This window comes from Streptomyces sp. NPDC057682 (assembly GCF_042799575.1).
In the GTDB taxonomy this organism is placed as follows: domain Bacteria; phylum Actinomycetota; class Actinomycetes; order Streptomycetales; family Streptomycetaceae; genus Streptomyces.
Genome location: NZ_JBHVIN010000008.1, coordinates 153551 through 166869, shown reverse-complemented (window position 1 = coordinate 166869; position 13319 = coordinate 153551). Strand labels below are relative to the sequence as shown.

Here is a 13319-nt window from a genome sequence, read left to right as displayed (position 1 = left end):
CAACGCGTCCACCAGTCCTCATGCCGTGGAGCTCCGCGGCATCACCAAGCGGTTCCCCGGGGTCGTGGCCAACCACGACATCGACATCACCGTGCGCCGCGGCACCGTCCACGCCCTCGTCGGCGAGAACGGTGCCGGCAAGTCGACACTGATGAAGATCCTGTACGGCATGCAGAAGCCGGACGAGGGCACCATCGCGGTGGACGGCGAACAGGCCGTGTTCTCCAACCCCGGCGACGCCATCGACCGCGGCATCGGCATGGTCCACCAGCACTTCATGCTCGCGGACTACCTCACCGTCCTGGAGAACGTCGTCCTCGGCTCGGAGAAGCTGTACGGCATCGGCGACCGGGCCCGCGCGAAGATCAAGGAGATCTCCGACGCGTACGGCCTCGGCGTCCGCCCGGACGCCATGGTCGAGGACCTCGGGGTCGCCGACCGCCAGCGCGTGGAGATCCTCAAGGTCCTCTACCGGGGCGCCCGCACCCTGATCCTCGACGAGCCGACCGCCGTCCTCGTCCCGCAGGAGGTCGACGCGCTCTTCGACAACCTGCGCGAGCTCAAGGCCGAGGGCCTGACCGTCATCTTCATCTCGCACAAGCTGGGCGAGGTGCTGTCGGTGGCCGACGAGATCACCGTCATCCGCCGCGGCACCACCGTGGGCACCGCCGACCCGGAGCACACCACGACCAAGCAGCTCGCCGAGCTGATGGTCGGCAGCGAACTGCCCTCGCCGGAGACCCGCGAGTCGACCGTCACCGACACCCCGATGCTCACCGTCGACGGCCTGCGGCTCACCGCGACCGACCCCGACGGCGTGGTCCGGGCCGTCCTCGACGGCATCACCTTCACCATCCACAAGGGCGAGGTCCTCGGCATCGCGGGCGTCGAGGGCAACGGCCAGTCCGAACTCGTCGACGCCATCATGGGCATGCGGACCCTGGACGCGGGCACCCTCACCCTGGACGGCACGGACATCTCCCGCATCCCCACGCGCAAGCGCCGCGAGGACGGCATGGCCGTCATCCCCGAGGACCGCCACCGGCACGGACTGCTGCTGGAGGCCCCGCTCTGGGAGAACCGCATTCTCGGCCATGTCACCGAACGCCCCAACAGCAAGGGCGCCTTCCTCGACCTCAAGGCCGCCCGCGCCGACACCGAGCGCATCGTCCGCGAGTACGACGTGCGCACCCCCGGCATCGAGGTCACCGCGGCCTCCCTCTCCGGCGGGAACCAGCAGAAGCTGATCGTCGGCCGCGAGATGAGCCACGCCCCCAAGCTCCTGATCGCCGCCCACCCCACCCGGGGCGTGGACGTCGGCGCCCAGGCCCAGATCTGGGACCAGATCCGCGAGGCGCGCCGCGAGGGACTGGCGGTGCTGCTGATCTCCGCCGACCTGGACGAGCTGATCGGGCTCTCCGACACCCTGCGCGTCATGTACCGCGGCCGGCTGGTCGCGGACGCCGACCCGGCCGCCATCACCCCCGAGGAACTCGGCTCGGCGATGACGGGCGCGGCCAGCGGCCACCTCGAAGCGCCGGAGGAGGGCGGGGCCCCCGCCGCCACGGACGACGACACCGACCCCCGGGACGGGGGAGAGGACCGATGAAGAAGATCGACAAGGAGCGCCTGCTCCTGGGGATCGCGGCCCCCGTACTCGCGATCGTGGTCGCCTTCCTGGTGACGGCACTCGTGCTCGCCGCCACCGGCAAGGAGCCCTTCAGCGCCTTCGGCATCATGTTCGACTACGGCGTGAAGTCGGACAGCCAGGTCTACATCCTGAACAAGGCGACCACGTACTACCTCGCGGGCCTCGCGGTGGCCGTCGGCTTCCGGATGAACCTCTTCAACATCGGCGTCGACGGCCAGTACCGCCTGGCCGCCTTCTTCGCCGCGGCGCTCGGCGGCGCCCTCACCCTGCCCGGCGCGCTCTCGATCCCGCTGATCATCCTCACCGCGATGATCGTCGGCGCCATGTGGGCCGGTATCGCCGGTGTCCTCAAGGTCACCCGGGGCGTCAGCGAGGTCGTCTCGACGATCATGCTGAACGCCATCGCCACCGCCGTCATCGGCTATCTGCTCCAGCAGAACCGGCTCGGCCACCTCGACGAGGCCGGCACCAAGATCTCCACCAAGCCGCTCCCGGAGTCCTCGCACTTCTTCGAGTTCCCGACCACCCCGTCGCCCATCTGGGGCTTCATCGTGGTCGCGGTCGTCGCCGGCGTCGCGTACTGGTTCACGCTCTCGCGCACCCGCTTCGGCTTCGATCTGCGCACCGTCGGCCAGTCCGGCTCCGCCGCCGAGGCCAGCGGCGTCAACGTCAAGAAGATGGTCGTCACCTCGATGCTCATCTCCGGCGCCGTGGCCGGCCTGATCGGCATGCCGACCCTGCTGAACGACAGCTACGAGTACAGCGGCGACTTCCCCGTCGGCATCGGCTTCACCGGCATCGCCATCGCCCTCCTCGGCCGCAACCACCCCATCGGCATCGCGCTCGGCGCGCTCCTGTGGGGCTTCCTGGAACGCGGCACCGGAAAGCTGGAGTTCGAGGGCTACGACAAGGAGATCGTCGGCGTCATCCAGGGCGTCATCGTCCTCTGCGTCGTCATCGCCTACGAAGTCGTCCGCCGCTACGGACTCAAGCGCCAGCAGAGCAAGGTCGGCGCGGAACTCGCCGCACAGGCCGCCCGTAACTCCGACCAGCAGGAGGTGTCGGCGTGACCGTCACGGCGACTTCCACCCCGCCCCCCGCGGCCCCCAAGGTCTCCGGCGGCAAGGGCGGCCGCACCCGCCTCTCCTTCCCCGTCCTGCTGCTGGTCATCGCGGGCGTGCTGCTCGCGCTGTCCGCGGTGCGCGCCATCACCGGCGCCGAGGACGTCACCTCGGCCGGCCAGATCAGCGCCGCGCTCGCCATGGCCGTGCCGATCGGCCTCGCCGGTCTCGGCGGCCTCTGGTCGGAGCGCGCCGGTGTGGTCAACATCGGCCTCGAAGGCATGATGATCCTGGGCACCTTCTTCGGCGCCTGGGCCGGCTGGCAGACCAACCCGTGGCTCGGCGTCCTCGCCGGCGTCATCGGCGGTGCGCTCGGCGGACTGCTGCACGCGGTCGCGACCGTCACCTTCGGCGTCGACCACATCATCTCCGGCATCGCCATCAACATCCTGGCGCTCGGCTTCACCACCTACTTCGCCAAGCTCTGGTTCAACGCCGGCGAGGCGGCGGCCAAGGGCGGCTCCCCGAAGCAGTCCCCGCCGGCCGACGACATCACCTCTGTGACGATCCCCGGCCTCTCCGACTGGCTGCACAGCATCGAGAAGCACCACTGGTTCTTCGTCTCCGACCTGGCCGGCGTCATCGGCGGCCTGGTCACCAACGTCTCGCTGCTGACGATCCTGGCCGTCGTCCTGTTCGTCGTCACCTTCTTCGTCCTGTGGAAGACCGCCTTCGGTCTGCGGCTGCGCTCCTGCGGCGAGAACCCGGTGGCCGCCGAGTCCCTCGGCGTGAACGTCTACGCGTACAAGTACGCCGCGGTCGTCGTCTCCGGCGCCATGGCCGGACTCGGCGGGGCCTTCCTCTCCCTGGTCACCTCGCACATCTACAACGAGGGCCAGACCGGGGGCCGCGGCTACATCGGTCTCGCCGCGATGATCTTCGGCAACTGGCGGCCCGGCGGACTCGCCATGGGCGCGGGCCTGTTCGGCTTCGCCGACGCGCTCCAGCTGCGCAACGGCGGCGAGTCCGTCCACGCGCTGCTGCTGCTCCTGTTCGTGGTGCTGGCCGGCCTCGCCGTCTGGAAGCTCTACCGCAAGAGCTTCGTCCAGGGCGGCGTCAGCGCGGTGATCGCCGCCGCGGTCCTGGTCTGGTACCTCGCCACGGACACCGTGCCCACCGAGTTCGTCAGCGCGACCCCGTACATCGTCACGCTGCTCGTCCTCTCGCTCTCCGCGCAGCGGCTGCGGATGCCGAAGGCGGACGGCATGCGCTACCGCAAGGGCCAGGGCAAGTGACGCCCCCGGCCCGCGACGGGGCCGACTGGGACGCCCTGCGCGCCGCGGCCCGGGACGCCATGTCCCGGGCGTACGCGCCCTACTCCGGCTACCCGGTCGGCGTCGCCGCCCGGGTGGACGACGGCCGCACGATCACCGGCTGCAACGTCGAGAACGCCTCGTACGGCATCGGGCTCTGCGCCGAATGCGGGCTGGTCTCCACGCTGCACGCCACCGGCGGCGGCCGGCTGACCCACTTCACCTGCGTGGACGGGACGGGCGCGATCCTGGTCCCGTGCGGCCGGTGCCGTCAGCTGCTGTACGAGTTCGGCGGCCCGGAGCTGGTCCTGGAGACCCCGGACGGCTTCCGCACCCTCGACGAGATGCTGCCGCAGGCCTTCGGCCCGGCGCACCTCGGCTGACCACGCGCCGGGTGGGCCCCGATTCCGGGCCCACCCGGCGCCTCTTTCTCTCTCTATGCGCGTAGAGTCACCAGGACCCCACGCATGCGCACGTACCGGCCGGAAGGACGCCAGACCATGGACGCCATCTCCGTCATCCGCACCAAGCGGGACCGAGGCGAGCTGACCCCCGAGCAGATCGACTGGGTCATCGACGCGTACACCCGCGGCGAGGTCGCCGACGAGCAGATGTCCGCGCTGGCCATGGCGATCCTGCTGAACGGCATGAACCGTACGGAGATCGCCCGCTGGACCGCCGCCATGATCGCCTCCGGCGAGCGGATGAACTTCGACACCCTGTCCCGCCCCACCACGGACAAGCACTCCACCGGCGGCGTCGGCGACAAGATCACCCTCCCGCTCGCCCCGCTGGTCGCCGCCTGCGGCGCCGCCGTCCCCCAGCTCAGCGGCCGCGGCCTCGGCCACACCGGCGGCACGCTCGACAAGCTGGAGTCCATCCCCGGCTGGCGCGCCCACCTCTCGAACGCCGAGATGCTCGACGTCCTCGACACCACCGGCGCGGTCATCTGCGCGGCGGGCGACGGCCTGGCCCCCGCCGACAAGAAGCTCTACGCGCTCCGCGACGTCACCGGCACCGTCGAGGCGATCCCGCTCATCGCCAGCTCGATCATGTCCAAGAAGATCGCCGAGGGCACCGGAGCCCTCGTCCTGGACGTCAAGGTCGGCTCCGGAGCCTTCATGAAGACCCTCGACGACGCCCGCGAGCTCGCCTCCACCATGGTCGCCCTCGGCACCGACAGCGGCGTCCGCACCGTGGCCCTCCTCACCGACATGGCCACCCCTCTCGGCCTCACCGCGGGCAACGCCCTGGAGGTCCGCGAATCCGTCGAGGTCCTCGCCGGCGGCGGCCCCAAGGACGTCATCGACCTCACCCTCGCCCTCGCCCGCGAAATGCTCGACGCGGCCGGCCTCAAGGACGCCGACCCCGAGAAGGCCCTCGCCGACGGCTCCGCCATGGACGTCTGGCGCCGCATGATCTCCGCCCAGGGCGGCGACCCCGACGCCCCGCTCCCGGTGGCCCGCGAGCAGCACGTCGTCAGGGCGTCGTCCTCCGGCGTCCTCACCCGCCTCGACGCCTACGACATCGGCGTCGCCGCCTGGCGCCTCGGCGCCGGCCGCGCCCGCAAGGAGGACCCGGTCCAGGCCGGCGCCGGCATCGAACTCCACGCCAAGCCCGGCGACGAGATCACCGCCGGCCAGCCGCTGCTGACGCTGCACACGGACACCCCGGAGAAGTTCGACTACGCCCTGAAGGCCCTGCCCGACGCGTACGACATCGCCCCGGCGGGCACGGAGTTCACGGCGGCGTCGGTGGTGCGGGAACGTATCGCCTGACCTGCGGGTTCCTCGTACGGGTGAACGGGATCGGTGGACTGCCATCGGTCCCGTTCGGCATGCTGGACTCGGTGACGCACCGATAAGAGGAGATCGCCATGAGCGCACTCACCGTCGACCCGGCGCCGGGCCAAGGCCAGGAGTGGGACGACCTCGTCCGGATCTGGGAGGAGACGGACGCGCCCGAGGGCTGCAAGGTGGAGATCATCGAGGGGATCGTCACTGTGTCGCCACCGCCGTCCAAGGACCACAACACCACTGCGGAACTGCTGCAACGCAAGCTCTACGCCGTCATTCCGGAGGACTGGGGGATCTATCAGACCCTCGGTGTCTCCGTCCCCGGCCGCGCGGGCATCTACATCCCCGACCTCGTCGTCGTACCACGGGCCATCGCGTCGGGCCCCGGCAATCGCGTCCCGGCGGAGGAGGCCCGGGTCGTCGTGGAGATCACCTCACGGGCGAACGCCAACCACGACCGGATCGGCAAGGCGCACGGGTACGCGAAGGCGGGCGTGCCGTTGTTCCTGCTGCTGGATCCCTGGCAGTCGGGCCGGCCGACCGCCACGTTGTACGGGGAGCCGTCCGGGAGCACGTACCGGGTGCTGGACTCCGTCGAGTACGGAGGGACGCTGAAGCTGCCCGAGCCGTTCGGGACGGACCTCGACACCGGGATCTTCCCGGCCGGCTGAGAAGCACGGCGCCGCCGCGATGAGTTTCGCCCGCGGCGACGGTCTCCTTGGCATGGATCTCATGCCGCCGACGGCACTCGTCGTCACGGGCCGCATCACCCGGGCCGGGGTGCCGGCCCTCTGCGCACGTCTTGAGGCGATACTCGCCGCCACTGACGCAACGGTCGTGGACTGCGACGTGGGCGGCATCGAGCACCCTGATCTGGCCTCGGTGGAGGCGGTCGCACGGCTGTCGCTGGTCGCCCGCAGGGCGGGCGGGCGGCGGTTGCGGCTGGTCGGGGCCCCGCCCGCACTGCGTCTGCTGCTCGATCTGGTGGGGATCGAGGACGTGGTGGGGCTGGTGGGGGAGGACGGGGGCTGAGAGGGGACCGTCCCGAGACCCGTCGGCCGGCCGGGCCGGGCTGCCGGACCCGTCCTCCGCCCCGCCGTCACTCCTCGTCCCCGCCCCTACTCCTCGGCGTCCGTTCTGAACTCCGCCGTATCGCAGATCACTTGCACGAGCCGGGCCGTCGGCTGCCCGTCCGGCGGGACGTACTTCTCCGAGGGAGAGGCCGCCGCGCCGGAGGGATACGCCGAATCCCACGGGTTCGGTGGGCGCGGGACCGGCGTCACGCGCAGGGGCGTGGACCGCGACGGAGTAGGCGTCGCCGGAGGGGCGTCGTCCGCCCCCGGTGGCCGTTTCGCGGTCTCAGGGACCCCCGGCACCTCCTGCGCCCCCGGCGACCGCTTCGCGGCCGCCCTCAGCTCCTCGCAGTCGTACTCCGGCTGGGGGCCCGGTTCGGCGGCCGAGGAGGGCGGGGTGACCGGGGCCGGGCCGGAGGTCGCGGTGACTTCGCCGAGCCACTGGGCCGTGGCCCAGCCGGCGACGGCGAGGACGGCCCAGCCGGCGACCAGGGCCCGGGTCGTGCCGCGCCTCACGCGGCATCGGCCGCCAGGCGGTCGGCGAAGCCGAAGAGGGGGAACCAGCGCGGGGTGTCGAGGAAGCAGTGCATCCCGGTGATGGCGCCGTCCTTGATATCGATGACCTGGACCGCCCAGGGGATGAAACCCTCGCCCTCGGGGTCCGGCTTGTAGTGGGCGAAGGCCGGGGTGCCGTTGGCGTACGTCGCGATCAGACGGGAACCGGCGCAGCTCGCGCCGATCGAGGTCATGAAGCCGGTGATGTCGTCGTGGCCCTGGAGCCACAGGTCGAACGGCGGCATCGTCATGATCGCGTCCTCGTGGAGGAGCGCGGTCAGCGCCTTCATGTCGTAGCCCTCGAACGCCGCCACGTACCGCTCCAGGAGCTTCGCCTGCTCCTCGTCCAGCGGGTCCGCCGCGTCGGCGGTCACCGTCTCCCGGTCGGTCAGCGTGGCCCGCGCCCGCTGGAGGGCGCTGTTGACGGAGGCGACGGAGGTGTCGAGCAGCTCCGCGACCTCGGCGGCCTTCCAGGCCAGCACCTCGCGCAGGATCAGCACCGCCCGCTGCTTCGGCGGCAGATGCTGGAGCGCGGCGACGAACGCCAGACGCACGGACTCGCGCGCGACGGCGGCCTCCGCCGGGTCCTCGACCGAGGGAAGGATCCGCCCGTCCGGCATCGGCTCCAGCCAGGTGTTCTCCGGAAGCGGGTTGAGCGCCGCCTGGGCGAGCGGGGTCGGGCCGGACAGGTCGACCGGCCTGGCCCGCTTGTTGCCCGCGTTCAGCATGTCCAGGCAGACGTTGGTCGCGATGCGGTACAGCCACGACCGCAGCGAGGAGCGCCCCTCGAACTTGTCGAAGCTGCGCCAGGCGCGGACCAGGGTGTCCTGGACCGCGTCCTCCGCCTCGAAGGCCGAGCCGAGCATCCGGTAGCAGTAACCGGTCAGCTCGACCCGGTGTCCCTCCAGACGGCTGTCGATGTCCGTCGTCGTCGCCGTCAGATCACTCATCGCGTCGCTTCACCCCTGTTGCGCTGTGACACCGCTCACTTCAGCACTTCGGAAGCTACCGCACGCCACTGACAGCCGGGGCGGGAAGAGCAGAAGCGATCACGTTCCGGGCTTGCGCCCGTACACGTAGACGTCGTCGCCGTTCCTCAACAGGCTCCAGTATGTCTTCGCGTCGGCGGTGCGCATGTTGACGCAACCGTGCGACCCCGGCGGGTTCCACATCTTCACGCCGACCGCGTGGAAGGCCTGGCCGCCGTCGAAGAACTGGGAGTACGGCATCGCCACGTGGTACAGCGACGAGACGTGGTTCTTGTGCCGCCAGTAGATCTTCTTCGAGCCCGTCCGCGTCTCGTAGCCGTCGCGCCCCGTCCGTACCGGCACCGGCCCGAACTTCAGCTTCTTGCCGTCCTGGATCCAGCTGATCTGCCGGGTCAGGTCCACGCACGCGATGCGCCCCTTGTTGGTGGGGCACTTCCCGGCCTTGTTCGGCGTCTTCCCGGCGGCCTTCTGCGCGGTGAGCGTCTGCATGGTGCGCCAGGTCACCGGCCCCGCGTACCCGATCGTCGGGGTGACCCCGTACGTGCTCTGGAACGTGCGGATCTTCTTGCAGTCGGCGGCCGACTGCCGGCCGTCCACCTTCAGGCGCAGGTACTTCTCCACCTGCTTCTGGTACGGCCCCGTCGACGTCGTACAGGACGCGGCCTCGGCCGTACCCCCCGTACCCAGGACGAACGCCGGTACGGCGGTCAGCCCGGCGACGGCCAGCGCGAGCCCGCGCCGTGCCGTCGCGCCCCGTATGCGCCCCATGCTCCCCGTGCCCCTCATATGCGCCAACTCCCCTTCGCGCGCAGTGCGGTGATTCCGCCTGCTAGACGCGCGTCGGGGAGTCGAAGGTTGTGCGCCGAATGTCACGGTTCTGTACGGGGCTGCCGTACGGGGGCCGGTTCCGTACGGGGCGGCCTCGCGGGCGTCAGTTCCGTACGGGCACGAGCGCCGCCGCCCGCAGCCGTTCCGTACGAGCCGCGCGCGACCCGTACAGCGTGATCGAGACGACACCGAGCACCGCGAGCAGTCCCAGGCCGACCGTGCCCGCCCAGCCGCCGGCGTGGAAGGCGACGGCGCCGAGGGTGCCGCCCGCGCTGGAGCCGAGGTAGTACGCGGACTGGTACAGCGCCGAGGCCTGGGCGCGGCCGGTGGTGGCCGTACGGCTGACCGAGGAGGAGGCGACCGCGTGCCCGGCGAAGAAGCCGGCCGTGATCAGGACCAGGCCGAGGAGGACGGCGGCCAGCTGGTCGGCGAGCGAGAGCAGCAGACCCGCGGCGGTGGTGGAGACGGCGAGGTAGAGCGCGCCCCGGCGTCCCAGCCGGCCGACGAGCCGGCCCGCGGCGGCGGAGGAGACCGTACCGACCAGATAGACCAGGAAGATCGATCCGACGATGCCCTGCGGAAGGCTGAACGGGGCCTCCACCAGCCGGTAGCCGATCACCGTGTACACCGCGCCGAACACCGTCATGAACAGCGCGCCGATCGCGTACAGCCGACGCAGCAGCGGATCGGCGAGATGGCCGCCCACGGTCTTCGCCAGCGCCTTGGGGTTCAGCGAACCGGGGGTGAAGTGCCGGGCCCGGGGGATCATGAAGTGGAAGACGACCGCGCAGGCCACGGCCAGCAGCCCGACCGCGCCGAGGGCCGCGCGCCAGCCCCAGAGCTGGGCGATCCAGCCGGTGAGGATGCGGCCGCTCATGCCGCCGATGCTGTTGCCCGCCACGAACAGCCCGATCGCGGCGACGAGCGCCTTCGGCCGGACCTCCTCCGCCAGATACGCCATCGCGGAGGCGGGGAGCCCGGCGAGCGCGGCGCCCTGGACGGCGCGCAGCGCGATCAGCCAGCCCAGCGACGGTGCGAACGGCACGAACAGCCCGATCGTCACCGCGACGACCAGCGATCCGGTCATCATCTGCCGCCGCCCGAACCGCTCGGAGAGCGCGCTCAGCGGCAGCACGCACAGCGCCAGCGCGCCCGTCGCGGCGGAGACCGTCCAGCTCGCCTGCCCGGCGGTGGCGCCGAAGGACGCGGAGACGGCGGGCAGCAGCGCCTGGGTGGAGTAGAGGAGTGCGAACGTCGCGACACCGGCGGCGAAGAGCGCGAAGCTCATCCGGCGGTAGCCGGGGCGGCCGGGTTCGAGCCGGTCCGCGGTGGCGGTCGGCGCGGGGGCGACGGAGGTGACGGGGGACGACGGGGTCGAGGCGGCCACGGTGAGGGTGGACGCCCCGGTACTGGCGGGAGGCATGCCACGAACCTAGGACGACCTCCTTTCATGCGTCCAATGCACAAACACGCGATAATCCATCCCATGGCGCATCAGCACAGCTCACGGCCTCGGCTGTCACCAAGCAGTTACGAAGAAGACATTCGCGCGGTGCTCGCCCCGCGCCTCGCCTACTTCGAGGCCGTCGCCCGCCACGAGCACGTCACCCGCGCCGCGCAGGAGCTGGGCGTCCCGCAGTCGACGCTCTCGCGGGCCATGGTCCGGCTGGAACAGGACCTGGGCGTCGCCCTGTTCGCCCGCAGGGGCCGCACCGTCTCCCTCACCCCCGCCGGCCGCACCTTCCTGGCCTCGGCCGAGCGCGCCCTGGCGGAGGTCGAGAAGGCCGCCGACTCGGTCCGGGCCGACGCCGACCCCACCGCGGGCCGGGTCGCCTTCGGCTTTCTGCACACCATGGGCTCCGAGACCGTCCCCGCCCTGATCCGCGCCTTCCGCGCCGACCACCCCCGGGTCCGCTTCCAGCTCGTCCAGAACTACGGCGAGGCCATGATCGAACGCCTCCGCGCCGGCGGCCTCGACCTCTGCCTCACCTCCCCGGTCCCCGACGCCCCCGACCTCGTCACCCGCCGCCTCGACGAACAGCGCCTGCGCCTCGTCGTCCCCGAGGACCACCGCCTCGCCGGCCGCCGCCGCGTCCGCCTCGCCGAGGCCGCCGACGAAACCTTCGTCACCCTCGAACCCGGCTACGGCCTCCGCCGCATCACCGACGACCTCTGCGCCGAGGCAGGCTTCACCCCGCGTGTCGCCTTCGAGGGCGAGGAGGCCGAAACCCTCCGCGGCCTGGTCGCCGCCGGCCTCGGCGTCGCCCTCCTCCCGCCCCCCGCCGTCGCCCGCCCCGGCGTCGTCGAACTCACGGTGACGGCCCCCCGCGCCGCCCGCGAGATCGGCGTCGCCTGGCTGGACGGCCACCCGGACACACCCCCGGTGGCGGCGTTCAAGAAGTTCCTGCTGTCGCGGCGGGGGAATCTGCTGCCGGAGTGAGGGGGGATCCACTCTCCGGTGTCGTATCCCCTCGCCACCGTTGAAGTGTCTGGGGTCGGTAGCGATCAGTCCCTGGCTTCGGGCTACCTCGTTGAACAAGCGCTGACGGGCAATGTGTGAGGACCTGTGCGTGAGGTGACCTGTAGTTGGCATGAGAGGTGCATCTGAGTGACTCATGCTCGCGCAAGCCCCGACAGGTTCCATCCCCGGAGCTACGGGGAGCAGTTGTGCGCAGCAGACCCGTCGGGGCCATCCCCGCTGTAGCGAGGAGCGCGTAGGCTCATTTGCCTGAACCGAGTATGCCTTGAACCACTGAGCGTACGAATCGGACGCCGTAATCGGTGCTCATCGGTGCGAAAGAGCTAAGGAGAACGCAGAACCCGAGCAACTGGGCTGCCTCGTGTACCGATGTCCCCGCCAGTTTGAGGACAGTGCCGGCGGTGACGACGCATACGGTCAAGGACCGGGCGGAAGAGTGGCATGACTGCCCTAGACGAGCGCTGATTTGTGGTACCTGCGCTGCAGTTCGCTGACCGTCATTCATCCGATGCCTACCGTCTCTTCATGGATTGGTGCGAAGTGCGCTGCTGTCCAACAAGAGTAGGGGGAGTAATGCAGACCCGTCGTTCAGGAAGGCTGTTCTCGGCAATGTGAGGAGCTGAATTCACCCTTGCGTGCCTCGGGATCGCCATCGCCTGGACGACTATTGTGCAAATGTTCGGGGTAGAGGGGATTTCGCTACCGGACCCGCGAGATGATCCGACAGGTCAATGGGTTCCAATCGCTCCTGCAATCCGGGCGCTGGGGGCTTGTCTGGCAAGCGATCTTGCTCGGGTCGCGGAGTCTGAGGATCAGTGGGGGGAGGTGAGGTCTGGCCTTGCGTTGGGTGGCCAGACTGCCGAAGCGGGTGCGATCGCGCGGAACTGCTCGGGACGACAGAAGCAGCGTTCGACTACGGAGTTGGCCTTGTGGAGTCTCCGACCGAAAGGTGGCGGCCTGCCGCTGGCACCCCTTCGCTGCGGGCGGTGGGCCCTCCTGGTCGGCCCGTTCGAGGGAATGATCTGGTTGCTTCGCCTGCCCAGGACCTGGCGGCTCGGCCAAGATCTGGACGACTAAGGGCTGTTGAGTAAGAACTTGAGCGCTCTTCAGATCCACCCAACAGGCACCTGCCACGCCGGTGGGAAACGGTGCAGAGTCGGACAGCTGATCTGGTCCACCATGGCCGAAATCGAGCAGGGTTGCCGTTGTGCAACAGCCTTAAAACCTCAAGGGACGCGTCAGGTCTCCGGCACGGATGCCCGCACCGACCCGGTGCGCCCCGGCTCGTTCGTGACTGTTCCAGAGGCGGTGGAATCGTTGACTCGGTTGACGTCCACCCCACGGCCCCGACGGAGGTGCCGGACAGGTCGCGGAATGCCCACGAAATCGCCTGGTTGGCCAGAAATGCCCCCACCCTCCGGCTCCGTGGCCCTCGTTGTTACGGAACTCGGCGCCGACGTAGCCCTGCACGGCCGGATTCCGGGCGGGGACTTCGAACTGAGGCTGAGTTGTGAGCAGAAGACAGGAATGGTCCGGATCGAGGTCTCCGACACCCACGACGCCCGCCCCGACCC

At 70.4% G+C, this 13319-nt stretch carries 12 protein-coding genes; 8 read left to right on the top strand and 4 right to left on the bottom strand.

The window, feature by feature from the left end:
- Positions 1-25 precede the first annotated feature (25 nt).
- The 7 genes from ACFVDM_RS16920 to ACFVDM_RS16890 all read left to right on the top strand — a co-directional run bounded on the left by ACFVDM_RS16920 (position 26) and on the right by ACFVDM_RS16890 (position 6853).
- Positions 26-1609: an ABC transporter ATP-binding protein gene (locus ACFVDM_RS16920; RefSeq protein ID WP_383639610.1), complete on the top strand. Its 1584-nt coding sequence runs from the start codon at positions 26-28 to the stop codon at positions 1607-1609.
- Positions 1606-2721 carry an ABC transporter permease gene (locus ACFVDM_RS16915; protein ID WP_383639606.1) on the top strand — a complete coding sequence of 372 codons (1116 nt, stop codon included), beginning with the start codon at positions 1606-1608 and terminating at the stop codon, positions 2719-2721. The genes ACFVDM_RS16920 and ACFVDM_RS16915 overlap by 4 nt, the downstream gene beginning before the upstream one ends.
- Positions 2718-4007: an ABC transporter permease gene (locus tag ACFVDM_RS16910; protein ID WP_383639603.1), complete on the top strand. Its 1290-nt coding sequence runs from the start codon at positions 2718-2720 to the stop codon at positions 4005-4007. Before ACFVDM_RS16915 ends, ACFVDM_RS16910 begins: the two co-directional genes overlap by 4 nt.
- Entirely contained in the window at positions 4004-4408 is a 405-nt protein-coding gene (locus ACFVDM_RS16905) for a cytidine deaminase (RefSeq protein WP_383639600.1), read from the top strand. Before ACFVDM_RS16910 ends, ACFVDM_RS16905 begins: the two co-directional genes overlap by 4 nt.
- Positions 4409-4525: 117 nt before the next feature.
- Positions 4526-5803: a thymidine phosphorylase gene (locus ACFVDM_RS16900; protein ID WP_383639597.1), complete on the top strand. Its 1278-nt coding sequence runs from the start codon at positions 4526-4528 to the stop codon at positions 5801-5803.
- Positions 5804-5901: 98 nt separating this feature from the next.
- Entirely contained in the window at positions 5902-6492 is a 591-nt protein-coding gene (locus ACFVDM_RS16895; RefSeq protein WP_383639594.1) for a Uma2 family endonuclease, read from the top strand.
- 52 nt (positions 6493-6544) lie between these two features.
- Positions 6545-6853: an STAS domain-containing protein gene (locus tag ACFVDM_RS16890; RefSeq protein WP_383639591.1), complete on the top strand. Its 309-nt coding sequence runs from the start codon at positions 6545-6547 to the stop codon at positions 6851-6853.
- 86 nt (positions 6854-6939) lie between these two features.
- Here ACFVDM_RS16890 and ACFVDM_RS16885 read toward each other — a convergent pair whose 3' ends face one another.
- The 4 genes from ACFVDM_RS16885 to ACFVDM_RS16870 all read right to left on the bottom strand — a co-directional run bounded on the left by ACFVDM_RS16885 (position 6940) and on the right by ACFVDM_RS16870 (position 10689).
- The gene (locus tag ACFVDM_RS16885; RefSeq protein WP_383639588.1) at positions 6940-7410 is read right to left on the bottom strand and encodes a hypothetical protein; all 471 of its coding nucleotides are present in this window, start codon (positions 7408-7410) and stop codon (positions 6940-6942) included.
- The gene (locus ACFVDM_RS16880; protein WP_383639585.1) at positions 7407-8399 is read right to left on the bottom strand and encodes a sigma-70 family RNA polymerase sigma factor; all 993 of its coding nucleotides are present in this window, start codon (positions 8397-8399) and stop codon (positions 7407-7409) included. Before ACFVDM_RS16880 ends, ACFVDM_RS16885 begins: the two co-directional genes overlap by 4 nt.
- Before the next feature lie 99 nt (positions 8400-8498).
- Positions 8499-9206, bottom strand: coding sequence for a L,D-transpeptidase (locus ACFVDM_RS16875; RefSeq protein WP_383639581.1), 708 nt, complete (start codon positions 9204-9206; stop codon positions 8499-8501).
- Positions 9207-9369: 163 nt separating this feature from the next.
- A complete protein-coding gene (locus tag ACFVDM_RS16870) occupies positions 9370-10689 on the bottom strand; it encodes an MFS transporter (protein ID WP_383639578.1) in 1320 nt (439 codons plus the stop codon).
- Between the two features lie 63 nt (positions 10690-10752).
- Between ACFVDM_RS16870 and ACFVDM_RS16865 the strand changes: the two genes are divergently transcribed.
- On the top strand, positions 10753-11706 hold the full coding sequence (locus tag ACFVDM_RS16865; protein WP_383639575.1) for a LysR family transcriptional regulator: 954 nt from the start codon (positions 10753-10755) through the stop codon (positions 11704-11706).
- Positions 11707-13319 lie beyond the last annotated feature (1613 nt).

Coding starts and splice junctions, on each gene's coding strand:
- ACFVDM_RS16895 (WP_383639594.1), top strand. CDS start 5,902: ATGAGCGCACTCACCGTCGACCCGGCGCCGGGCCAAGGCCAGGAGTGG.
- ACFVDM_RS16880 (WP_383639585.1), bottom strand. CDS start 8,399: ATGAGTGATCTGACGGCGACGACGACGGACATCGACAGCCGTCTGGAG.
- ACFVDM_RS16900 (WP_383639597.1), top strand. CDS start 4,526: ATGGACGCCATCTCCGTCATCCGCACCAAGCGGGACCGAGGCGAGCTG.
- ACFVDM_RS16890 (WP_383639591.1), top strand. CDS start 6,545: ATGGATCTCATGCCGCCGACGGCACTCGTCGTCACGGGCCGCATCACC.
- ACFVDM_RS16915 (WP_383639606.1), top strand. CDS start 1,606: ATGAAGAAGATCGACAAGGAGCGCCTGCTCCTGGGGATCGCGGCCCCC.
- ACFVDM_RS16865 (WP_383639575.1), top strand. CDS start 10,753: ATGGCGCATCAGCACAGCTCACGGCCTCGGCTGTCACCAAGCAGTTAC.
- ACFVDM_RS16875 (WP_383639581.1), bottom strand. CDS start 9,206: ATGGGGCGCATACGGGGCGCGACGGCACGGCGCGGGCTCGCGCTGGCC.
- ACFVDM_RS16870 (WP_383639578.1), bottom strand. CDS start 10,689: ATGCCTCCCGCCAGTACCGGGGCGTCCACCCTCACCGTGGCCGCCTCG.